Genomic DNA, 22,846 nt, shown 5'->3' with positions numbered 1-22,846 from the left:
ATGCCCCGCGATACGACCGACCGCGATCCGCGTTACGATATCCTGTTTGAACCGATGCAGATTGGCCCGGTCACGGCCAAAAACCGGTTCTACCAAGTGCCCCATTGCACAGGTATGGGCCATTTGCGTCCGCGCACCCTGGCCCATATGCGCCGCATCAAGGCCGAGGGCGGTTGGGGCGTGATCTGTACCGAGTATAACTCGATCCATCCCAGCTCGGATGACCTGCCAACCCCTTCGGCAAGCCTGTGGAACGACAGCGATATTCGTGCCCATCGCCTGATGACGGACATGGTGCATGAACATGGCGCGCTAGCAGGGGCAGAGCTTTGGTATGGTGGTCATCGCAGTGCCAATCTGATGACCCGTCAGGTGGCGATGGACATCCAATCGGTGCCAAATGCCGTCGGCCACCCCTATCAAACCCGCGCAATGGACAAGACCGACATTCGCAACCTGCGCCGCTGGCATCGCAAGGCCGCCATTCGCGCGCGCGATGCGGGGTTTGACATCGTTTACGTCTACGCCACCCATGGCTATCTGCTGGCCAATTTCCTCAATCCAAAGGTCAACACCCGCAGTGATGAATATGGCGGCAGCTTAGAGAACCGCACCCGGCTGATCCGCGAGCTGATCGCGGAAACCAAGGATGCGGTAGGGGATCGCTGTGGTGTTGCCGTGCGCTTTGCTGCGGATGAGCAGATTGGCGAAGACGGTGTGCCCATCCATGGCGAGCGCTGCGATATGTTCGAAATGATGGCCGACCTGCCCGACATCTGGGACATCAATATCAAGGATTACAGCCTTGAGATGGGCGTGTCGCGCTTTATCAAGGAAGGCTCGCTGGAGCCTTACATGGATTTCGTGAAGGGCGTGACCAGCAAACCTGTGGTCACGGTTGGGCGCTTCACCTCGCCCGATACGATGGTCAGTCAGATCAAGCGCGGGATCACGGATTTCATCGGCGCGGCGCGCCCGTCCATTGCCGATCCTTACCTGCCCAACAAGATCGAAACCGGCGATCTGAGCGCGATCCGTGAATGTATTGGCTGCAACATCTGTTATTCGGGCGACAGCAGCGGCACACCGATCCGCTGCACGCAGAACCCGACAATGGGTGAGGAATGGCGAAAAGGCTGGCATCCTGAGAACATCGAACCGGCGGCCAGCGACGACAGCGTGTTGATCGTCGGCGCAGGCCCGTCCGGGCTGGAGGCCGCGCGCGCCTTGGGCAAACGCGGATACAATGTGATGCTGGCCGAAGCCACGCGCGAAATCGGCGGCCGGATCACCCGCGAGGCCACCCTGCCGGGGATGAGCGAATATATCCGTGTGCGCGATTACCGCGATCAGCAACTGCTTGAGATGATGAATGTCGAAGTGTTCCGCGAAAGCGAGTTAGGCGTGCAGGACGTGATGGATGTGGGCGCACAGCATGTGGCGATTGCCACCGGGGCGACCTGGCGCAAGGAGCGCTACAATGGCTATGGTTATGTCGATATCGCCGCCAAAGGCAGCACCCCTGTGATCCTGACGCCCGATGATATCATGGCGGGCACGATGCCCCCCGAAGGACCGGTGATGGTCTACGATGAGGATGGCTATTACATGGGTGGTGTGATCGCCGAGGCACTGCGGGCTGCCGGGCATGAGGTGACGCTGGTGACACCTTCGGAAACCGTGTCCCCTTGGGCGGGCTATACGTCCGAGCGGTGGCGTGTCCGCACCCATCTGATGGAGATGGGGGTCAGCTTTGAGCTGGCGCATTCCCTGTCGGAATTTGACGGCGAAGCGGCAACGCTTGCTTGCGAGTTCACCGAGGTGGAAAAATCGATCAAGGTCGCCTCGGTTGTGATGGTCACACAGCGCAAACCCAATGATCAGCTCTATCACGATATCATGGCCAGCGTGGACGGCGATGCGTCCCGCCTGCCCTTCACCCTTGCACGCATCGGCGATTGCGAGGCCCCGGCCATCGTCGCCGCCGCCGTCTATGCCGGGCATAAATATGCGCGCGAGCTGGACACCGAACCGGATATCGACGAGCCGATGAAACATGACCGCGTCGACGTCGGCGAAACCCCGGAAGGAGCGCATTTGGCATGACAGAGGTGAGCCAAAAATATCTCGATACGCTCAAACTGTACTACGAAGAAGAGGTTGAGGGAGAGGCGTATTTCGGCGCGCTGGCCGAGCGCTTGGAAGACCCCGAGGAAAAACGCAAGATGCAGATGATGGCGGATGTGGAAACCTATGCCGCTGCATCTGTCAAACCCTTGCTGGACAAGCACGGCCTGAGCCCACGGCCCACGGCGGATTTGCATGCCTCGGGCCGGGCATCCGCCGCCAAGGCCACCGGCGATTTTGCGCATTTCATGGCCGAATGGCGCAAAAGTTTCCCCGCTTACATGGATGATTTTGAGGGGCTTGAGGCGATGGCTCCGCCCGAAGATCTGCCGCCACTCAAGGTGCTGACCAATCACGAGATTGCCGCGATTGAATTCCTTGAACGCGAAGCCAAGGGAGCAGCCGACAGCACAGCCCCCATGCAACATTACCTGGAGACAGGTGAGGCATGACACGGCGGGCGATCTCTGTTCTGGCCATTATTGGTCTTACCGGAGCCGGGCTGACCACTTATGCGCTCACGCGTCCCGATCCTGCACCGGTGTTCGACGATGGTCTGGGCGAGCCGATTGACTGCACCACCTGTGATGCGCGCCAGAAAGCCAAGAAACGGCTAAGTGACCACTTGCGGTCAAAGAATGCCGAGTGAGACCATGAGTGGCGGTTTCGACACCCTGTTCTCGCCGCTGGAAATTCGCGGTAAGGTTCTGAAAAACAGAATTTTTTCCACTGGCCACATGACGGTGATGATCCGCGATGGTCAGCCTACCGACCAGATGGTCGCCTATCATGAGGCGCGGGCAAAAGGCGGGGCTGCCCTGATCATTATCGAGGCCGCCCGCGCCCATCCGTCCGGCGAATCCGGACGCCCTGCCATCCGCGCCTATGAGGATGCCTGCATCCCGGGATACGCACGAATTGCCAAGGCGGTGCAGGCGCATAGATGTAAAATCTTTGCACAACTCAGCCATCCAGGGCGCGAGATGGGAATAAACGCCGATGGCACCCATTCTGTGGCCGTGGCCCCCTCGCCGGTGCCCAATGAGCGCTTTCATGTGATGCCTCGGGAAATGCCTGTTGCGCTGATCCACGAGATCATCGACGGGTATCGCGCCTCGGCTGCGCGGCTGCGCAAGGCCGGGCTGGACGGGGTCGAGGTGGTGGCCTCGCACGGCTATTTGCTTAGCCAGTTTCTGAACCCGCGGCTCAATCAACGCAGCGACGCCTATGGCGGTAGTGCCGAGAACCGATTGCGTTTCGTGACCGAGTTGCTGGATGCGGTGCGCGAGGGAGCGGGACCGGACATGATCGTCGGCCTGCGGATTTCCGGGGATGAGCCGGATCATGCGGGTTTGGAGCAAGCCGAGGTGTTGGAGATCGCGCCCGCGTTGGCCCAGTATGGCGAGCTGGATTACATGAGTGTCACGGCGGGCACCTCCGCCGGGCTTGCCGGCTCCACCCATATCGTGCCGCCCATGGCCTATGATCCGGCCTATACAGCGCCGCTGGCTGCAACGATCAAGGCCAATTTGGACATTCCCGTCTTTGTCGCCGGGCGGATCAACCAGCCCCAGATTGCCGAGCAGGTTCTGTCCTCGGGACAGGCCGATATGTGCGCCATGACCCGCGCGATGATTGCCGACCCGCTGATGGCGATGAAGGCCGAAGCGGGGCGCGTTGATGATATCCGCGCCTGTATCGCCTGCAATCAGGCGTGCATCGGTCATATGCTGAACGGGATTTCGATATCCTGTATTCAGCATCCCGAAACCGGGCGTGAGTTGACCTATGGCACCTTGCACCCCACGGGCACACCAAAGAAAATTCTGATTGCCGGTGGCGGGCCTGCGGGCCTGAAAGCCGCCAGCATCGCCGCAAGGCGCGGGCATAACGTGACGCTATACGAGGCCAAGCCGGTATTGGGTGGTCAGGTCAATCTGGCCCAAACCCTGCCGGGACGTGCCGAGTTTGGCGGCTTGGCCACCAATCTGGCCTATGAGGCGGACCAGGCCGGGGTCCGCATTCATCTGGGCACGCCGGTCACACCCGATCTGATCGCCGGGCAAGCGCCCGATGTCGTTGTCGTTGCCACGGGCGCGCAACCCTATGACCCCGAGATTGAGGGCGCGGACGAGGCGCATGTGGTCACCGCTTGGGCTGTCCTGCAGGGCGAGGCCAATGTGGGCAGCCGCGCGGTGATCGCCGATTGGCGATGCGACTGGATCGGGATGGGCCTGGCCGAAAAGCTGGCGCGTGATGGCTGTCAGGTGCGTCTCGCCGTGAACGGCATGGTCGCCGGGCAGTCGATCCCGCAATATGTGCGTGATCAATGGCTGGGCACGTTGCACAAGCTAGGGGTCGAGGTGATGCCGCATATGCGCCTGTTCGGGGCGGATGCCGACACGGCCTATTTTCAACATACGCTGAGTGGCGAGCCGGTGATGCTGGAAAACACCGACACGCTGGTCACCGCGTTGGGCCACGTGCCCAACACCACGCTGACCGAAGCGCTGGCCGACTATCCGGGCGAGGTGCATGTGATCGGCGACAGCCTTGCCGCGCGCACAGCGGAAGAGGCGGTATTTGACGGGCTGAAACTGGCCTGGGAGCTATGAACATGATCCATATGCTGTCGTCTTTCGAGATCAAACCCGGCGAGGATGAAGCGGCTTTCAAAACGGCCTATGCCGAGTTTGTCGACGACCTGATCAAAGATGATCTGATCATGTCGTCCAGCCCGATTGGCACCCGTGTTTCCGACACGCCGATGGATACGGACGATGACCGCGCGCATACGCATTTCTCGGTGATGAGCTTTCGGGATCGCAAACAGCTAGACCATGCATACGCTTACATGCTGCACCGGCGCACCACTGCGACGGACAGCCATCATGACATGTATTCGCGGATCACCAATTCGGTGTTTTTGTGCTGGCAGGACGGGGCCTAGCCGCCCTGCACGTAACAGGCATTCGACAAGCCGGGCCAGCGCCGGACCGTGGGGTGGCGCTGCGTCATCAATGTGACGCACTTTATCTGTCAAAGCCCGTATGCCCTGTCCAAGACACACCCAGCCTCACCAAAGCGCCAGCCCGGGCGGGGCGGTTCGGCGCTGGTCCGGCGGCCTGCGGCCTTGATTCCGGGCTGGGGTGGCGGACTTGAGTGTTTCGCAAAAACAGACGTCAGGCAAATTCACCCTCAACCTCTCTGAGCGCGTCGGCCAGAATATCGAACATATCGTCGATCTGCGCCTTGGTGATCACCAGCGGCGGCGAGAAGACGCACATGCTGCCGATGGGGCGCACGATCAGTCCGCGTTTTTCGCAGGCCTGGTCCAGTTTGTCGCCCAGGTTCTCACGCACCTCCTTGGAGGTCTCACGGCCATCCTCGGCGCTGACACCTTCAAGGCACCCCAAAAGCCCCATCCCGCGCGCATCGCTAATAATGGGCGACTCGGCCAGTTCCGCCAGACGTTTGTGGAAATGTGGGGTGACCGAACGGACATGCTCCAAAATGCCGTCACGCTCGAAAATCTCGATGTTTTTCAACGCACAGGCACTGACCACCGGATGCGAGGTATAGGTGTATCCATTGGTGTAATAGACATCCTGCCCTTCGCCGGTCATCCGTTCCATCACCTTGTCGGAAATGATGCAGGCGCCCAGCGGCAGATAGCCCGACGTGATGCCCTTGGCACAGGTGATCATGTCGGGTTCGATCCCAAACACATCCTCGGACGCGAACCAATGGCCAAGGCGTCCAAAGCCGGTCACCACCTCGTCCGAAATATAGAGGATGTCGTGCTGGCGGCACAGGTCGCGGGTGCGTTTGTGATAGCCATCGGGCGGCACGATCACACCGCCAGAGCTGAGGATCGGCTCGGCGATAAAGGCCCCGATCTTGTCGGCACCAATCTCGGCAATCGCGTTCTCCATATCTGCCACCTTGGCATCGCACCACTCTTCAACACTCATCCCCTTGGGGCGCATGTAAGGGTTCACATCGGGCAGCAGATGCACGAGATCCGTGGCGTGATCAAAATGGCTGTTGGCACGGTCTTTGCCTGTCGCGCTGGCCGCCAGATAGGTCGACCCGTGATAGGCTTTTTCACGGCTCAGGATCATTTTCTTCTCGGGCCGGCCCGTCCGGTTGAAAAAATACTGCATCGTGCGCAGGGCGGCATCGACAGCCGTGGACCCGCCCGTGGTAAAGAACACGGTGTTCAGATCGCCGGGGGTAAGCTCGGCGATCTTGGCCGCCAGACGCGCCGAGGGTGAGTTTGATGACGACCAGGGCGAGGAATAGGCCAGCTGCATCATCTGATCATGCACCGTGTCGGCCATTTCCTTGACGCCATAGCCGATCTGGGTGCACCACATGCCGCCCGGCCCGTCGATCATCTTCTGGCCCTTGTCGGTGTAGAGATACACCCCCTCACCGTGGGTGATCATATAACGTTCATTCTCGCCCCAGTTGGACATCTGCTCGTAAGGGTGCAGGTTGTGGGCGGCATCGGCGCGGGCAATTTCATCCCAATCGGCGTTATGGCCCAGCTCGGCTCTCTCGTTCATGTCAGATCTCCCTCTCAGCTGCCCATTCCGGGCGTGTGTTCTTCGGCTTCGGAATAGACCGCGACGATGCAGCCGTTTTCGGAATGCGATGTGTGTTCGGTCCCGGCGGCCAGAAACACCACGTCACCTTTGCGATAGGTGGTGCCGTCATTATCCGTCAGCTCGCCATCGACGACGAGGAATTCTTCGGCCCCGCCATGCATATGTGGGGTGGATTGCGACCCCGGCGCCATGCGGTAGATGTAAAAGCCGACAAACCGCTCGGCATCGGGATTCAACTGAATGAAGGAGGTGCCGTTCTCGTATTCTCCATCCGGTTCGGACGGGGTAAAGGCGCTTTCGTCATAGATGCTGACCACCTTACGCTCGTGCGGCTGAATGTCTTTCATGGCTCTCTCCTATTGGCTTATCTCTTGTAAAATCCGGTCCATCATAGCGTCGCAGGCGGCCAGTTGGGACATTTCGATATATTCATCCGGCTTGTGCCCCTGCCCCTCCATCGAGCCCGGACCGCAGACCACCGTCGGGATGCCCAGCGCGTCGAAAAAACCGGCCTCGGTGCCAAAGGGAACCTTGGTGATGCCGTTGGTGTGGGCCATACGCTGGGCGAAACCGACCACATCATGGGCCTCGGGCACATCAAGGCCGGGATAGGCGTTCAGCTCTTCGATTTCGATTTCGCCCCGAACCGCGTCGGCGCAGGCATCAATCCGCGCGCGCATCTCTTCCGGCGTGTCCGCAGCCAGGTGGCGGTACTCAAACAGCAGCTTGGCGTGATCCGGCACGATATTCAGCGCGGTACCACCTGACAGCTTACCCACATGCACGGTGGAATAGGGAATGCCATAGGCTTCATCCCGTGCGCCATTCCGGGCCAGATCATCTTGCAACCCTCTGAGGGCATTTATGAAATCGGTGGCGACATGCAGCGCGTTGGTGAATTGAGGGGCCAGCGCAGAGTGGCCCGCCTGCCCATGGCAGATCGCCCGCAGCGCCGCCTTGCCCTTGTGCCCGACAGCGACCTCCATGCCGGTCGGTTCGCCGACGAAACAGGCGCGCGGGTGTCCGATCAGAGGGGCGACATCACCGATCATCTGGCGGATGCCGACGCAGCCGATCTCCTCGTCAAAGGACAGCACGATCTTCAACGGCTCTTTCAAGTCTGCAACCGCCGCCCGGTCGGCCACCGCCAGAACCGAAGCGACATAACCCTTCATATCCGTTGTGCCGCGGCCATAAAGTCGATCCTGATCGCGGCTCAGTTTGAAAGGCGCGCGCGTCCACTCCTGCCCTTCGACCGGGACAACATCGGTATGGGCCGACAGCAGCACGCCGGCTCCGGCAGGCCCCAATGTGGCCACCAGACCGGCCTTCTCGCCGGTGTCATCCGGCAGACGCGTTACAGCAAATCCCCGGTCGCGCAGATAGGCCTCGACATAGTCGATCAGCGCCCGATTGCTGTTGTCCGGTATCGTCGGAAAGGCGATCAGCCGCTCCAGGACCTCAAGAGTTTGCGACGAACAGGTCATGCCGTGCCCACTTTCCGGGCCATGGGCAAGACGGCGCCATCGGCATTGAAATATTGCGGCAGAACGGCCTGCATATAGCGAAAGCACAGGCGGGCCGCGCGGTTGCGATCAAACCCGTCCGGATGCAGCAGGTAATCCGTCCAGATGCCCTCCAGCATCGCCAGCACTCCATCGGCCGTGTCCCTGGCAAGCGGTTCGGCCTCGGCCACGCCTTCGCTGCGCAGCATCTCAAGCAAGGCCCCGGATGCAAGCGTGCTCATCCGCACGTCACGGGTGTCACTGTGCTGGCGAAAGGTCTCGCGCTCGCGTGCTTCACCGCGAAAGGCGTACCAGATGCTGACGCTGCGCCGGTTCAGCACTGCTTCGCCCAGATCGCTGCGAATGATCGCCTCAATGGTTTCCTGAGGGCTGGGGCCAGCCTGTGCCAAAAGCTTGTCCAACTGCGCGTAATAGGTGATTCCGGCATGGGCGACAGCGGCCTCTAACAGCTTGTCTTTGCTCTCAAAATGCAGGTGGATCATGCCACGGGACAAGCCTGCGCGTTCGATGATCGTGCTGACGGACGTGCGCGCAATGCCCAGCTCGGCCACGCAATCAAGGGTCGCCTCGATCAGCGCCAATCTGTTCTTCTCGCGCAGCTGTTGTCGTCTGTCTTTGGGCTGGGTCACGGTGAGTGATCCTTATCAAGGCAGGCATAACCCCGTCCGAAATCGGGTTGACAGGGCCATGGATTCTTCGCCATGTTAAATGGACGCTCGTCCATTTGCAACTGCATTGGCCTTTGCCAGCCCAGCTTTCCGGGATGTCCGGACCACAGAGGGCCCGCTCAGAAGGGATTGCCATCATGCCGACACCCGATCGTTACTCGGTGCTGTTTGAATCCGTCAAAATCGGCCCGGTGACGGCCCCAAACCGGTTTTATCAGGTGCCCCACTGCAACAGCCTGGGCTATATGCGCCCCAAGGCCGAAGCCGCGATGCGGCGCATGAAGGCGCAAGGCGGCTGGGGGGTGATCTGCACGCAGGAGGTTGAAATTCACCCCTCCTCCGATCTGTCGCCCTTCCCCGAAGGAAGACTGTGGGATGATCGCGATATCCCCGGGATGGTGATGATGGTGGATGCGGTGCATGAGCATGGCAGCCTTGCTGGAATCGAATTGGCGCATAATGGCTGTCACGCGATGAACCATATGACCCGCGCGACGGCACTCGCGCCATCGGATATGGCGTTACATATCCCCCACCCACGGCAGGCCCGCGCCATGGATAAGGAAGACATTCGCAACCTGCGCCGCTGGCACCAGGATGCCACGCGCCGGTCGCTCACCGCCGGGTTTGACATTGTTTATGTTTATGCCGGGCATCACATGACCACCGCCCATCACTTCATGTTGCCCGAATACAATCAGCGCATGGACGAATATGGCGGATCTCTGGAGAACCGCGTGCGTCTGACGCGCGAATTGCTGGAAGACACGCTGGAAATTTGCGACGGCAAGGCCGCCGTTGCCTTCCGCTTTGCCGTGGACGAGATGATGGGCGAAGACGGCATGCAGGCCCATGAAGAAGGGCGCGCCGTGGTCGAATTACTGGCCGAAATGCCCGATCTGTGGGACGTCAACGTGGCCGGGTGGGACAATGACAGCCAGACCACCCGGTTTGAGCCGCAAGACGGCTACCAGATGCCCTATGTCGATTTCGTCAAATCGGTCACGACCAAGCCGGTTGTGGGCACCGGGCGGCTGACCTCGCCCGATGTGATGGCGGGGCTGATCAACAAAGGCACGCTCGATTTCATCGGCGCGGCGCGCCCGTCGATTGCCGATCCCTTCATTCCCCTGAAGATCAAGGAAGACCGGATTGATGAAATCCGCGAATGCATCGGCTGCAACATCTGTGTGAGCTGTGACAACCTGTCGATCCCGATCCGCTGTACGCAAAATCCCACCATGGGTGAGGAATGGCGGCGCGGATGGCATCCTGAAGAGATCGACGGCAAGGGCAAGGAAGAGGCCGCCTTGGTGGTTGGCGCAGGCCCTGCCGGGTTGGAATGCGCAATGCAATTGGCGCGGCGGGGTTATCATGTGACGCTGGCCGAAGCCGGGTCCGAGGCGGGCGGGCGCGTATTGCATGAATCCGGGTTACCCGGCCTTTCAGCGTGGAAACGTGTGGCGGATTACCGGATGCACGACCTGCAACAGCGCGCCAATGTCGATCTGTACTTTGACAGCGAGCTGGACGCCGATCAGGTGATCGAACTTGGCATTCCCAATGTGTTTGTCGCCACCGGATCAACCTGGCGGACAGACGGCCGGGGACGCGCCACGATGCATGGCGTCCCGATTGCAGATGGGGCCGAAGTGCTGTCGCCAGACGACATTATGGCAGGCAAGATGCCCAGCGCCGGACCGGTGCTGGTCTATGATGATGATCAGGGGTATCTGGCCGCCGTTCTGGCCGAACATCTGGCGCAAGCCGGGTTGGAGGTGGTTTTTGTCACCCCGGCCAGCGTGGTCTCACCCTTCACCGACCACACCTTGGAACAGGGGCGCGTGCAGACCCGCCTGATCGAACTGGGCGTCGAGATCATCCCGACGCATGTTCTCACCGAGATCGGGGCCGAGAGCATCTGTATCGCCTGTGATTACTCCGACCGACCCCGTGATGTGCCCGCGCGCTCGGCCGTTCTGGTGACGGAACGGCACCGGACGACTGGGCTTTACGAGGCATTGAAAGCCTCGGGGCAGGCCTTCAACCACCTCGCGCTGGTTGGCGACGCCGAGGCACCGGGACTGATTGCCGATGCAGTCTGGCATGGCCATCTGGCCGCGCGCGAGTTCGAGCGCGATCCGGCACTGAACGATGCCGACTGGTTCCGCCGTGAAATCACCGATCTGAGAGAGGAGAGCTAATCATGCCAAGCCGCCCTGCTGAACTGGACACATTGCTGGCTGAACATCGTGAGGGATTGGCCCTGCCGCGCGGGTTCTACACCTCACAGGAAATCTACGACCATGACATTGCAACCTATTGGAATAAAAATTGGATTTGGGTTGGCCATGTCAGTCAGATCCCCAATCCGGGGGACTATTTCCTGTTCGATTATGCCAATGAGTCGATCATTGTCGTCCGGGATCGAGACGGAGACATTCATGCCCATCTGAACGTGTGCCGGCATCGCGGCTCACGTATTTGCACCGAGCAATCGGGCAATGCCCGCACCCTTGTTTGCCCCTATCACGCCTGGACTTTTGAACTGACCGGCAAGTTAAGGGCCGGACGGGCGATGGGTCCCGATTTCAACCCTGCTGACTGGGGGCTGTTTCCCGCTCAGCTACGGGTGTTTCAGGGGCTGATCTTTGTCTGTGCCAGTCAGGACGCTCCTCCAATCGACGATGGGCTGGCCGAGCTCGCGCCATTGATGGCCCCTTTTGGCACAGAACGCATGAAGATCGCCCACACGGCAAACTACCCCGTTCCCGCCAACTGGAAGCTGGCGCTTGAGAACTACATGGAATGCTATCATTGCGCCCCGGCCCATCTGGAATATGCGCGCTCGCACACGCTGAAGATGCCAAAGGATGTCGAGACGATGACGCCTGCGCTGATCGAGCGATCCCGTAAAATCGGCCTGCCCGGCGAGGAGTTTCATCAAAGCGGTGTCGACACAGGCGCACCAGGTGCAGATTTCTACTATCGTCGCTACCCGCTTTACGACGGCTATGAAACCGGCAGCAAATCGGGCGCGCCACTCGCGCCCCCCTTGGGAGAGCTGACCGGATGCGATGGCGGAGCCACCGATTTCCAGATGGGGATGCTGAACAACATTTTGTTCTATGCCGATCACGCGGTTGGGTATCGGTTTGTGCCGCGCGGCCTGCAAGAGACGGATATTCAAGTGGTCTGGATGGTGCGGGAAGATGCCGAAGAAGGCACAGATTATGATCTGGATGATCTGACCTGGCTTTGGCATGTCACTTCACTGGATGACGAGCGGATCATCCGGCTGAACCAACAGGGGGTGAATTCGCAGTTTTTCCAACCCGGCCCGCTGGCCGAAATGGAATGGAGCATTCGCAGCTTTTATGACGGCTATCTGGCGATGATCACCCGCTGAAGGATTCTGTTTGCTGCCTGCACCACTTATCCGCACTGAGGCGTTAACTGGTCAGACCTCGGCATAGGCCTTTTGGCTAGCTGTCACGCATCGTCATATCAAACACCTTGTGCCGTCCGCGCCCCGCATTCTTGGCCGCGTACAGGGCTGTATCGGCATCCTCCATCATGAGTTCGATGGACGGGCACTTATACTGCGCGCTCAGCGTGAACCCGATACTGGCCGAAATGCGGCACATGTTGCCATTGAAGGGAATCGGTTCTTCCAGCCGTTTGATCAACCGCAGCGCTATTTCAGATGCGATTCTTGCATCGGTCAGCTGCGGAAAAATCAATGCAAATTCGTCCCCGCCCGTACGCACGATCGTGTCGTCCCTGCGGGTTTCCTCCAGCATGATGCGGGCCACGGTCTGCAACACGAAATCGCCCGCGGCATGGCCCAGCGTATCATTGACCGCCTTGAAGAAATCCAGATCGCAATTCATCAACGCGAAATCGGTTTCCGTCTCAAACAGCCGGTCCAGAACAAAGTCCATGGCGCGCCGGTTTTTCAACCCGGTCAGCGTGTCGGTAAACGCCTGTTCCTCGGCGGCGATCTTGGCCCCTTGCAGACGCAGGTTCAGCTTGCGCGAGGCCTCCATCGCGGCAGATTTCGCTTCGACCAGGTAGAGCATTTCCATCGCTAGGTCGGTGGGCGCAAAATCCGCGTTGGTCAGGTCGAAATCACGCACGGCATCGAGGATCGAAATGCCGAACGACATGTTGACCACCGCGCCGCCAGCAGGGCAGAACCCGGTTCCCTCGGGCAGCGGAACCAGCACAGCTTTCAACCCGGTGCGGGGTGGATCGCGCAGTTGCAGGTGCAGCTTGACCCCGGCGGCGGCCAGCAACTCTCGCATGGTGGTGCCAATCCGGGGGCGTTTCAGTTCGACCAGTTCCAGAAAACGCAGGCCTGTCGGATCCCCCGCGGGGCGCAGTTTGGCCAATGTCGGCCCCGCATGCACGATATGGCCCGTCGCATCCAGCACCACATGCATCGGGCAAAGCGTATCCATCATGTGAGCAGCTGCAATCTTGTCCATCCTGCTCATCCCGCGACCCCAGCCCCAAGGCTGAAATTGCGGCCATCTGCAAACGCCGTCTCCAGCAATTCCACCGCGATGATCTCGGTCCCGTTCCGCCCGCCCTTGTGCTCAAGATAAACCAGCGCGCCATAGTCATCGGCCATGGTACGCAACAACCCCATCATCACGTAACCGAACTCGCCGATATCCTTCTGCCCGGCCTGCACCACGAGGCTGTAGGAGGCACGGGTATGGCCACGCAGTTCCAACCGGGGCAATTGCAGATCTGACACGGCCAGCCGGGCACGTTCCGGCAGATCATCCAGCGAATGAAGGAACTCTTCGAATGTCATGCCCCCAAAGCGCAACAGGCGGCGAAGTGCCTCAACGTTGGGATGCGAAACCAGATAGGTGCCGATATCTTCCAGTAAGTCGTGACGAGGGCGTTCCAACACCTCGGCGGCCCTGTCCAGAACCTGATGTGTGATCGCCTCGTCATAGGTCATCATCGCCTCAAACTCGGTCAGCCCAAGGTCAAGCGACTGGACGATTTTCAACCATATATCGCGCCCATAGGTATCACGGATGAATCGCTCAATCGCGCGATTGATCAGCCCATGCATTGCCTGCCTCCATTTACTGTCCGCGCAGCTTGTCAAACCCGCCTTAACAAAGCGCCAACAGCTAAAATTATCCGCAGTTTTTGTGCCCCTTGCCCTTTGGTCACCCCCCTGCTAGGTCGGATTTATCCGTTGGGGTGCCCCGATTTGTCGGCGCTGAGAGGTCCATGACCAACCCATCGAACCTGATCCGGTCAGTACCGGCGGAGGGAACGGAGTTTCAAAGGGACGTAACCTGCGTTCGCTCTTCCTTCGCACCACCGGATTCAGGGGATGTTGAAAGGAAGACTGGAATGAGCCACCCCCTGCTTTCTTTGTGCCGCCGCGCGTGCTTTTGCAGCGTCAGGAGCCAACGGATTTCACCAAACCTTTTCCCTGGAGAAACAACATGAAATTCGCCGCCCTTCTGGCCGCTTTTCTGCTGGCCACGCCTGCCTTTGCGCAGGACAAGATGACCGTCATTCTGGACTGGTTCGTTAACCCCAATCACGGCCCGATTATTGTCGCGCAGGAAAAGGGATACTTTGCTGATCAGGGCCTTGAGGTCGAGGTGATTGCCCCGGCTGATCCGTCTGATCCGCCCAAGATGGTCGCCGCCGCGCAGGCCGATCTGGCGATTTCCTATCAACCGCAACTGCATCTACAAGTGGCTGAGGAGCTGCCCTTGATCCGGGTGGGCACGCTGGTCGCCAGCCCGCTCAACTGCCTGTTGGTGCTTGAGGAGGGTCCGATAAAGTCGCCCGCCGACCTGAAGGGCAAGAAAATCGGGTTCTCCGTCGCGGGTGTGGAAGAGGCGCTGCTGGTCGCTATTCTGGCCAAGCATGACCTGTCCCTGGACGATATCGAACTGGTCAATGTGAACTGGTCGCTGTCACCTTCGCTGATGTCGGGCCAGGTGGATGCGGTCCTGGGTGCGTTCCGGAATTTCGAGCTGAACCAGATGGAGATCGAAGGGGTGCCGGGCCGCTGCATGTTTGTCGAGGAAGAAGGTGTGCCGTCATATGATGAGCTGATCTATGTCGCCAATCCTGCCGAGATGGACATGGATCTGATCAACCGTTTCCTGCATGCCACCGAGCTGGCCACGCAATACATCATCAATCATCCGCACGAGAGCTGGGAGCTTTTCGCCGGCACATCGGCCGAGCTGAACGACGCGTTGAACGCCAAGGCCTGGGACGACACGCTGCCCCGTTTTGCCCTGCGTCCTGCCGCGCTGGATGCCGGGCGCTATGCGCGGTTCGAAGCCTTCCTGAACGAGGCCGGGTTGGTTGAAGGCACACGCGGCCTTGAGCAATTGGCGATCGACCCCGGGGCGAAGTGATGGAATATGGTCGGGACTTTTCTCATTGGCGCACGTCGGCAGGTGCGCAGTGGTCTGCCTTCACGCAGCATGACTTTGTGCGGGGGCTGGGCGATGGCACACTCCCGCGCGAAGCGTTTATGCGCTATCTGGTCCAGGACTACATCTTCCTGATCCATTTTGCGCGGGCCTGGGCGCTGGCGGTCACCAAGGCGGACACAGTCGAGGAGATGCGCCTTGCCGCGGGCACGGTGGATGCGTTGATCAATGGCGAAATCGCACTGCATATCAAGACCTGCGCCGAGGCAGGGCTGAGCGAACATGATTTGTTCGCTGCCCCCGAACACCCCCATAACATCGCCTATACGCGATATGTTCTGGATGCAGGCCATTCGGGAGACTTCCTTGATCTTCTGGCCGCCCTTGCCCCTTGTGTGATGGGCTACGGCGAGATCGGGCTGACTCTGAAAGAGCAGGCCGGCAGCGATGTCTATGGCGACTGGATCGCCACCTATTCCGGCGAGGACTATCAGAGCAGCTGCATCGCCGTAGGGCAGTTGATCGACGGGGCCATCACGCGGCGTCTGGGCGATGATCCAACCCGGAGTCCCCGGTGGGAGGCCCTGACCCAGCGGTTCATCACCGCCACACGGCTGGAAGTGGGGTTCTGGGACATGGGCCTGTCGGGATGAGCAGCGCGCCGGGCTTCACCTTGTCGGGCACTGTCCGGATCGGCGGGGCGGTGATCATTGGCCCGGTTGAACTGAGCGTGCCAGCCGCACGCTGGACCTGCTTGCTGGGTCCGTCAGGCGTTGGCAAAACCACATTGTTGCGCCTGATCGCGGGGATCGAAGATGGGACCGTTCTGGAGGGCAGCATTGCCGTCTCGGATCACGTCCCCTTGCCGGGTCGCATTGCATTGATGGCGCAGAGTGATCTGCTGATGCCGTGGCTGAGCGTGTTGGACAATGTGATCCTTGGGATACGCCTGCGCGGCGCAGTCCCGGATCACGACCGCGCACAAGACCTGTTGGCGCGGGTGGGGCTGGTCAACCACGCGAGAAAACACCCCGGCGCCCTGTCGGGCGGGGAACGCCAACGCGTCGCGCTGGCCCGAACGCTGATGGAAGATCGCGCGGTGGTTCTGCTGGACGAACCGTTCTCGGCGCTTGATGCGCGCACCCGGGCAGAGATGCAGGATCTGGCTGCCGACTTGCTGAAAGAGCGCACTGTGTTGATGGTCACCCACGACCCAGGCGAGGCAATCAGGATGGGCGATCAGGTGGTATTGCTGACCGAGCGCGGATGCGAGGCGGTCCCACTGCCAGAGACCCACCCCCCTCGTGCAGTGGATGATGAACAGGCATTGGCGGCTCAGGGGGCGCTGCTGTCGCGCCTGATGGCGCGGGCATGACCCGACCCTGGCTGAACGCAATGCTATCAGCGGGAGTGGCAATTGCCCTCTGGCAGGCACTGGTGGCATGGACGGGCGTGCCCCGCTTTATCCTGCCTGGCCCGGGGCTGGTGGCCGAAACGCTCTGGACCAGTCGCGCACTGATTGCCGAACATGCGATGACCACGATGATCGAAGTGCTGTTGGGCCTTGCCCTTGGCGCGATACTTGGTGGGGCCACGGCCATTGGCCTTGCCGCCTCGCCCATGGCACGCAGCCTGATCCGCCCGATGATGGTATTTTCCCAGGCGATTCCGGTCTTTGCGCTGGCCCCGGTGCTGACATTGTGGCTGGGCTATGGGATCTGGTCGAAAGTCGCCATGGCGCTGCTGATCATCTATTTCCCTGTTACGTCGGCCTTCTTTGACGCGCTGATGCGCACGCCGCGCGGTTGGCTGGACCTTGCCCGCGTGATGGGCGCCTCGCCAGCGCGGATCATGTGGCATATCCGGGTGCCTGCGGGCCTGCCCGGACTTGCCTCGGGCCTGCGGCTTGCGGCGGTTTATGCTCCGATCGGCGCGATCATCGGCGAATGGGTCGGAGCATCTCAAGGACTGGGATACCTGATGCTGCTTGCCAATGGCCGCGCCAAGATTGACCTGATGTTTGCCGCGCTGATCGTGTTGGCAATCTTTACACTGATCCTGCACGCGGTTGTCGATCATGCCTGCCGCAATTGGCTGGACCGATAGCCCCGCACCACGGGGCTGAACACATGAAACAAAACGACACCGACCCGCCTTGATAAGAAGGTATTGCGGCACGGGATACGGGCCGTCTTGCGGGACAGAACAGATATCTGACCAAGCCGCGCGGGGATGATCCCGGCAGAGCCTAGCGTGGCGGAATACCAAGGTCGAATTTCAACAGGTTATGCGGATCGACATTCGTTTTCACATCCTGAAGATCGCTGTAGATCTGGGGCGAGTAATAGGTTTCGACATCCTGATCTGCATCCGGGAAGTTGATGAACGCTCCGGTGGTATAGGGGGCCAGTGCCTCGCGAAATCCAGTGACCCAGTTCAGCACGGCCTGTTCGTTCACCCCGCTATCGGGCCACCACCAGGCTTGAATCTGCAGCATATAGGGCATCTCGCGCCACGCGAAGGAGGTGCCGCCTTCGGGCTCGATTTTGCCCTGCCCACCCATACCGTGCCAGCTGAGATACATGTTCACATCCTTCACCACCGGATAGCAGTCGATATAGTTCTTGGCCGCATCCGCAATGTCTGCGGCATTCCCTGCGGGCATAGACGAACTGACCTTGTGCGGCTCGGGGCATGTGATGCAGGTATCTGTGGGTTTGCTCATAGAGCCAGCCCCCACCTGCAGTGCAAAACCCTGCGCCGGCAGGGGCGTCCCATCGCGCCCCCGGGCCGGCTCCTCGCGGCCCGGAAACAGCCCGACGATAAAGTTCTCAGGGCTATCAAACCTGTAGGACCGAATGTCCTTTAACTCGAGCCCCTCATAGATCATCAGAGGCGCAATCGCCTTTTCGCATTCTTCTTCAGAGCCATAGAACCGACCGCCAATCAGAAAGGCAGGATTGGCGTCGATATGCGGCCCTTCCGGAACCACGGTCATCCGCGCAAAAAGGTTGAGACGATGATCGGCATCTTCACAGACCTTGGCCCATCGTTCCGCCATCTCGGTGCGTAACTCGCGACCGTATTGCAGCGTGAAGGTGCAAAACTCCGGATCAAACTCGGTCAACTGAAACCGGAACCGGGTCACAACGCCGAAATTGCCACCGCCGCCGCCCCGGATCGCTTTGAAAAGAGCGGGGGCGTTGACCAGCATGCTGGTCTCTCCCTTGGTGAAACGATCCTTGTCCAGTTGAACAATATCGCCATTGGGCAGAACCATTTCCACCTCGCGCAGCATATCCACGGTCAGGCCCAAGGTCCGATAGGACAAGCCCCAGCCGCCGCCATTGGTCAGGCCACCCACATTGACCGTATCACAACCGCCCGTGGGCAGCAGGCGATTGTCCTCAGCCAGCCGTTTGATCACCTCGTCCAGCCGCCGGCCAGACCCCAGCCAGACGTGGCTTTTGTCATCATCCACGTCGATCATGTTGATCTCATCAAGAGCCAGCACCGCACCATGGCTGTTCATGCACATGGCCTCGTGATGATGGCCGCCCGAACGAATGGTCACCGGCACACCCCGGCCATCACGCTTTTTTAGCTCGTAAAGTCTTTTGAGTAAGAAACTGACATCATCGGCGTGTCGGCAATGGAAAATGGCCTGAGGTTTGAATTGCAGCCGCGCGTTATGAACCTGACGGTCTTTGTCGTAGTCACCGGAACCCGAGGAGTATATGGATGTGACGCACATCCCTTTTGCTCCCGCTTCGATGATGATGGGCCGGATATCGGGTACGTGGGCTTCGGTCATGGTGTTTCCTCTCTGAATAAATCTCAATAAAACAATCAGTTGAAATACTCAGGCCTCCCTACACAGACCTGCTGTGACGCATGTCAGGGCATCAATACATCTGATCGGGTAAAGCTGGCGCTGGCCTCGCTCAAATCATCGAACAACAATTCGACGCGCACCTGCTGAATGCTGCCGGGTGCGAATGTCGCGTAGGGCAGCCCATCGCTTTCGATAATGGCATTTGGTGCATTGGTACCCTCGTGACAGGGCGGCAATGGCCACTCCTGCATCTCGCCGTCGTTGATCGCATAACGCATCTGCAACAGCCCACAACGCCACGACCATATATGCGTGACATAAAGCAGGTCCTGCCCGTTGAAGTCGCGCACGGCCACCCAGTTGGCCTTGGTCATCTCAAGGATCGGCTTCACTTCGGTTGCGGTGGTGAATCTGCCAGTAGGGGTTTGCGGTTCGGCCTCAAAGCTTTTGCCGATGCTCACACCCTCACCGATGATCACATCCTCACCGATAACGACGCTTTCGTCCAAGCCAAGACCGATGGCAGGCGCAGATGAATCCCCCCCGCCCTCACCGCCCGCATACCCAAAAGCAAGCGCGATCATGATCAGTATCCAATCCAACATCTCAAATCCTCGTCCTTAAAATATCAGTCACATATCAGGTTTTTGCAGAACACCTCAAACTGCCCCTTCTTTGCTGTCGCTTTGGGTTTTATAGTGCCCTCAACGAACAGGCAGGCAAGATCGGGACAAGTATGGCCGGTAAGGCATCAGAAATCCAACCATACAACATCATGATCGTCGGTCAGGGCGGACGCCTGCAATATGAGGCGATTGTATTCGCCGCTTCCTTACGCGCAATGAGTCCCGGTTTTGAGGGCCGCCTGATCGTGGCCGAACCACAACCGGGGCCACTGTGGAACAACGATCCGACGATCCGCGGCGATGAGACACGCGGTCTGCTGGACCGGTTGGATGCCGAGATTATTCCGTTTGAAAGCAAGCATTTCGGACAGGCCTATCCTTATGGCAACAAGATCGAGGCGCTGATGGCCCTGCCCAAGGGCGAGCCGTTTGTCTTCTTTGACACCGACACGCTGATCACCGGCGATCTGGCGCAGGTGCCGTTTGATTTTGAACGCCCCACCGCCTCGTTGCGCCGCGAGGGCACCTGGCCCAAGATCGAACTTTACGGGCCGGGATATACCCAGATCTGGAAGTCACTTTATGACCGGTTCGGGCTTGAGTTTGACAGCTCGCTTGACCCGGCATGGCCCGATGAATTCTGGCGCAGATATCTTTATTTCAACGCCGGGTTCTTCTTTTACAAATGCCCGCATGTGTTCGGTCAGCGGTTCCTTGAATATGCCCTGTCCATCCGCGATGATCCGCCCCCCGAACTGATCGTGCAGGAACTGGACCCATGGCTGGATCAGGTGGCCCTGCCCTTGGTCATTCATTCGCTGGGTGGTGGGCGTGATGCCCTGCCCGAGGGGTTGCTGGATGGCGATGTCACCTGCCATTACCGCCTGCTGCCACTGCTCTATGCCCGCGAAAGCGACCGGGTTGTCCAGGTGCTGGAAGCGGTCAGTGCGCCCAACTGGATCAAACGGGTTCTGAAAACCTATGACCCGATGAAATTCATGATTTACCACGGGCGCGGCCACAAGGTGCGCGACCTGTTTGATCGCGATGATCTGCCCCGCAAGGAACAGGCGATCCGCAACAAGATCAAACGTGAAGGCTATTGGATGCGCTGATGGCTATGGACCCCAAGGGAGACGGCAGCGGACTGACACTTCTGGCCTATGCCTACAGCCCGTCCGAGGCCGCCCTGATGATCTCGGCGCTTGAAGGCGCGGGATACGATGTTTTTGTCCCCGGCTACCATATGATGGCCAACGCACAGCATTTTTCCGTCGCCTTCGGCGGTGCCAAGATCATGGTGCCGGATGATCAGGCCGAAACCGCCGCAGCCTTGCTTGCCGCGATATCCGCCGACACCGAGGTCGCGCAATCAAAGATGCCCGGCGCTAGATCGTATCCCGGCCTGCTCCGACGTGTTGCCATGTCGATTGTCTATTTCTTCACCGGAACCGCCCCGGCGCTCAACGCGCGTTTTCTCCAGCAAAAGGCAGATGTTCCCGACCCAAAGCCCGAACAGGAAGAATAGTCCAAAGCCAGCGCAGACCAAAACCAAAGGCCCCGACTGCCCAGTTGTGGGCCGCTCGCAGATGCCATACACCTTTGGCCAAACAGATTGCCAAGGGAGACCTAAAATGTCGGATCGTGTTCACCAGTTTGGTTTCGATACATTGCAAATTCACGCCGGTGCCCGGCCTGACCCGGCGACGGGCGCGCGGCAGGTCCCGATCTATCAGACCACGGCCTATGTGTTCCGCGATGCCGAACATGCCGCCGCGCTCTTCAACCTGCAGGAAGTCGGCTATATCTATTCGCGCCTGACCAACCCGACCGTGGCAGCCTTGCAGGAACGCGTGGCAACATTGGAAGGCGGCGCAGGCGCTGTCTGCTGTTCCTCGGGTCACGCCGCCCAGATCATGGCGCTGTTCCCGCTGATGGAACCGGGGCGCAATGTGGTGGTTTCCACACGGCTTTACGGGGGGTCGATCACGCAGTTCGGCCAGACCATCAAACGCTTCGGCTGGGAGGCCAAGTTTGTCGACATTGACGACGCCGACGCCGTGAAAGCCGCGATTGACGATGATACCCGCGCGGTGTTCTGCGAATCCATCGCCAATCCCGGCGGACATATCGCCGATATCCGTGGGCTGGCGAATATCGCCGATGCGGCGGGCCTGCCGCTGATCGTGGATAACACCACGGCCTCGCCTTACCTGTGCCGCCCAATCGAACACGGCGCCACATTGGTGGTCCATTCCATGACCAAGTACCTGACCGGCAATGGCAGTGTCACCGGCGGCGTGGTCGTGGACAGCGGCACGTTTGATTGGTCGGCCTCCGATAAATTCCCCTCGCTCAGTGCGCCGGAACCGGCCTATCACGGGCTGAAATTCCACGAGACATTCGGACCGCTGGCCTTCACCTTCCACGGCATCGCCATTGGCCTGCGCGATCTGGGTATGACCCTGAACCCGCAAGCGGCGCATTACACGCTGATGGGCATCGAAACCCTGTCCCTGCGGATGCAGCGCCATTGCGAAAACGCCCAGGCCGTGGCCGAATGGCTGGAAAAGGATGACCGGGTCGAAGCGGTCACCTATGCCGGTCTGAAATCCTCGCCCTCGCATAAACGCGCCAAGACATATTGCCCCAAAGGCGCGGGCGGCTTGTTCACCGTGGCGCTGAAATCGGGCTATGATGGCTGCGTGAAACTGGTGGATAGTCTGGAACTGTTCAGCCATGTGGCCAATCTGGGCGATACCCGCTCGCTGATCATCCACTCGGCCAGCACCACCCACCGCCAGTTGACCCCTGAACAGCAAACCGCAGCCGGGGCCAGCCCGAACGTTGTGCGGATTTCTATCGGGATTGAAGATGTTGATGACATCATTGCCGATCTGGATCAGGCGCTCAGCAAAGCCAGCGCCTGAGCGGTAACAAGCGCTCTGTCAGATCGCCCCGCCTGATGCCTAAAACTGCGTCTGGCGGGGCTTTTGCTTTTCCTCAGCATAAACCTG

At 59.8% G+C, this 22,846-nt stretch carries 22 protein-coding genes and 1 riboswitch; of the genes, 14 read left to right on the top strand and 8 right to left on the bottom strand.

Going from position 1 to position 22,846, the window contains the following annotated elements; translation table 11 throughout:
* The 5 genes from V6N02_RS00270 to V6N02_RS00250 are packed head-to-tail and all read left to right on the top strand — an operon-like array spanning position 1 to position 5,077.
* Positions 1-2,106, top strand: a complete 2,106-nt coding sequence (locus V6N02_RS00270; RefSeq protein ID WP_371223121.1) for an oxidoreductase — start codon at positions 1-3, stop codon at positions 2,104-2,106.
* The gene (locus V6N02_RS00265; protein WP_371223119.1) at positions 2,103-2,579 is read left to right on the top strand and encodes a hypothetical protein; all 477 of its coding nucleotides are present in this window, start codon (positions 2,103-2,105) and stop codon (positions 2,577-2,579) included. The genes V6N02_RS00270 and V6N02_RS00265 overlap by 4 nt, the downstream gene beginning before the upstream one ends.
* Complete coding sequence (locus V6N02_RS00260; protein ID WP_371223117.1) at positions 2,576-2,776, top strand: hypothetical protein; 201 nt, start codon at positions 2,576-2,578, stop codon at positions 2,774-2,776. Before V6N02_RS00265 ends, V6N02_RS00260 begins: the two co-directional genes overlap by 4 nt.
* On the top strand, positions 2,766-4,742 hold the full coding sequence (locus V6N02_RS00255; RefSeq protein ID WP_371223115.1) for an oxidoreductase: 1,977 nt from the start codon (positions 2,766-2,768) through the stop codon (positions 4,740-4,742). Before V6N02_RS00260 ends, V6N02_RS00255 begins: the two co-directional genes overlap by 11 nt.
* Before the next feature lie 2 nt (positions 4,743-4,744).
* The gene (locus V6N02_RS00250) at positions 4,745-5,077 is read left to right on the top strand and encodes a hypothetical protein (protein WP_371223113.1); all 333 of its coding nucleotides are present in this window, start codon (positions 4,745-4,747) and stop codon (positions 5,075-5,077) included.
* Positions 5,078-5,309: 232 nt separating this feature from the next.
* Here V6N02_RS00250 and V6N02_RS00245 read toward each other — a convergent pair whose 3' ends face one another.
* The 4 genes from V6N02_RS00245 to V6N02_RS00230 are packed head-to-tail and all read right to left on the bottom strand — an operon-like array spanning position 5,310 to position 8,895.
* Positions 5,310-6,698, bottom strand: coding sequence for an aminotransferase (locus V6N02_RS00245; RefSeq protein WP_371223111.1), 1,389 nt, complete (start codon positions 6,696-6,698; stop codon positions 5,310-5,312).
* Between the two features lie 14 nt (positions 6,699-6,712).
* Positions 6,713-7,087, bottom strand: a complete 375-nt coding sequence (locus V6N02_RS00240) for a cupin domain-containing protein (RefSeq protein ID WP_371223109.1) — start codon at positions 7,085-7,087, stop codon at positions 6,713-6,715.
* Between the two features lie 9 nt (positions 7,088-7,096).
* Entirely contained in the window at positions 7,097-8,227 is a 1,131-nt protein-coding gene (gene argE / locus V6N02_RS00235; RefSeq protein ID WP_371223107.1) for an acetylornithine deacetylase, read from the bottom strand.
* Complete coding sequence (locus V6N02_RS00230) at positions 8,224-8,895, bottom strand: TetR family transcriptional regulator C-terminal domain-containing protein (protein ID WP_371223105.1); 672 nt, start codon at positions 8,893-8,895, stop codon at positions 8,224-8,226. Before V6N02_RS00230 ends, argE begins: the two co-directional genes overlap by 4 nt.
* A gap of 176 nt (positions 8,896-9,071) precedes the next feature.
* Between V6N02_RS00230 and V6N02_RS00225 the strand changes: the two genes are divergently transcribed.
* Both V6N02_RS00225 and V6N02_RS00220 read left to right on the top strand, forming a co-directional pair.
* Positions 9,072-11,138, top strand: a complete 2,067-nt coding sequence (locus tag V6N02_RS00225) for an FAD-dependent oxidoreductase (RefSeq protein WP_371223103.1) — start codon at positions 9,072-9,074, stop codon at positions 11,136-11,138.
* Positions 11,139-11,140: 2 nt separating this feature from the next.
* Positions 11,141-12,343, top strand: coding sequence for an aromatic ring-hydroxylating oxygenase subunit alpha (locus tag V6N02_RS00220; RefSeq protein WP_371223101.1), 1,203 nt, complete (start codon positions 11,141-11,143; stop codon positions 12,341-12,343).
* 76 nt (positions 12,344-12,419) lie between these two features.
* Here V6N02_RS00220 and V6N02_RS00215 read toward each other — a convergent pair whose 3' ends face one another.
* Positions 12,420-13,424 carry a GGDEF domain-containing protein gene (locus V6N02_RS00215; RefSeq protein WP_371223099.1) on the bottom strand — a complete coding sequence of 335 codons (1,005 nt, stop codon included), beginning with the start codon at positions 13,422-13,424 and terminating at the stop codon, positions 12,420-12,422.
* Positions 13,425-13,429: 5 nt separating this feature from the next.
* Complete coding sequence (locus V6N02_RS00210) at positions 13,430-14,029, bottom strand: heme NO-binding domain-containing protein (protein WP_371223097.1); 600 nt, start codon at positions 14,027-14,029, stop codon at positions 13,430-13,432.
* Between the two features lie 120 nt (positions 14,030-14,149).
* A riboswitch (TPP riboswitch) is annotated at positions 14,150-14,255 on the top strand.
* 159 nt (positions 14,256-14,414) lie between these two features.
* Between V6N02_RS00210 and V6N02_RS00205 the strand changes: the two genes are divergently transcribed.
* Genes V6N02_RS00205 through V6N02_RS00190 form a run of 4 tightly spaced genes read left to right on the top strand, consistent with a single transcriptional unit; the run spans position 14,415 to position 17,474 of the window.
* Positions 14,415-15,350 carry an ABC transporter substrate-binding protein gene (locus V6N02_RS00205; RefSeq protein ID WP_371223095.1) on the top strand — a complete coding sequence of 312 codons (936 nt, stop codon included), beginning with the start codon at positions 14,415-14,417 and terminating at the stop codon, positions 15,348-15,350.
* Positions 15,350-16,021, top strand: a complete 672-nt coding sequence (tenA, locus tag V6N02_RS00200) for a thiaminase II (protein ID WP_371223093.1) — start codon at positions 15,350-15,352, stop codon at positions 16,019-16,021. The genes V6N02_RS00205 and tenA overlap by 1 nt, the downstream gene beginning before the upstream one ends.
* A complete protein-coding gene (locus V6N02_RS00195; protein WP_371223091.1) occupies positions 16,018-16,743 on the top strand; it encodes an ABC transporter ATP-binding protein in 726 nt (241 codons plus the stop codon). The genes tenA and V6N02_RS00195 overlap by 4 nt, the downstream gene beginning before the upstream one ends.
* A complete protein-coding gene (locus V6N02_RS00190; protein ID WP_371223089.1) occupies positions 16,740-17,474 on the top strand; it encodes an ABC transporter permease in 735 nt (244 codons plus the stop codon). The genes V6N02_RS00195 and V6N02_RS00190 overlap by 4 nt, the downstream gene beginning before the upstream one ends.
* Positions 17,475-17,616: 142 nt before the next feature.
* On the opposite strand, the gene V6N02_RS00185 is transcribed toward V6N02_RS00190, so the two are convergent.
* Together V6N02_RS00185 and V6N02_RS00180 are read right to left on the bottom strand one after the other, a co-directional pair.
* Positions 17,617-19,182: an FAD-dependent oxidoreductase gene (locus tag V6N02_RS00185; protein ID WP_371223087.1), complete on the bottom strand. Its 1,566-nt coding sequence runs from the start codon at positions 19,180-19,182 to the stop codon at positions 17,617-17,619.
* A gap of 83 nt (positions 19,183-19,265) precedes the next feature.
* The gene (locus tag V6N02_RS00180) at positions 19,266-19,808 is read right to left on the bottom strand and encodes a hypothetical protein (RefSeq protein ID WP_371223085.1); all 543 of its coding nucleotides are present in this window, start codon (positions 19,806-19,808) and stop codon (positions 19,266-19,268) included.
* 131 nt (positions 19,809-19,939) lie between these two features.
* Between V6N02_RS00180 and V6N02_RS00175 the strand changes: the two genes are divergently transcribed.
* The 3 genes from V6N02_RS00175 to V6N02_RS00165 all read left to right on the top strand — a co-directional run bounded on the left by V6N02_RS00175 (position 19,940) and on the right by V6N02_RS00165 (position 22,759).
* Positions 19,940-20,944: a hypothetical protein gene (locus V6N02_RS00175; protein WP_371223083.1), complete on the top strand. Its 1,005-nt coding sequence runs from the start codon at positions 19,940-19,942 to the stop codon at positions 20,942-20,944.
* Complete coding sequence (locus V6N02_RS00170) at positions 20,944-21,357, top strand: hypothetical protein (RefSeq protein WP_371223081.1); 414 nt, start codon at positions 20,944-20,946, stop codon at positions 21,355-21,357. The genes V6N02_RS00175 and V6N02_RS00170 overlap by 1 nt, the downstream gene beginning before the upstream one ends.
* 106 nt (positions 21,358-21,463) lie before the next feature.
* Positions 21,464-22,759, top strand: a complete 1,296-nt coding sequence (locus V6N02_RS00165; protein WP_371223079.1) for an O-acetylhomoserine aminocarboxypropyltransferase/cysteine synthase family protein — start codon at positions 21,464-21,466, stop codon at positions 22,757-22,759.
* Positions 22,760-22,846 lie beyond the last annotated feature (87 nt).

Origin of the sequence: Roseovarius conchicola (genome assembly GCF_041403425.1) — a bacterium.
In the GTDB taxonomy this organism is placed as follows: Bacteria; Pseudomonadota; Alphaproteobacteria; order Rhodobacterales; family Rhodobacteraceae; genus Roseovarius; species Roseovarius conchicola.
This window is presented reverse-complemented; position numbering and strand designations above follow the sequence as displayed.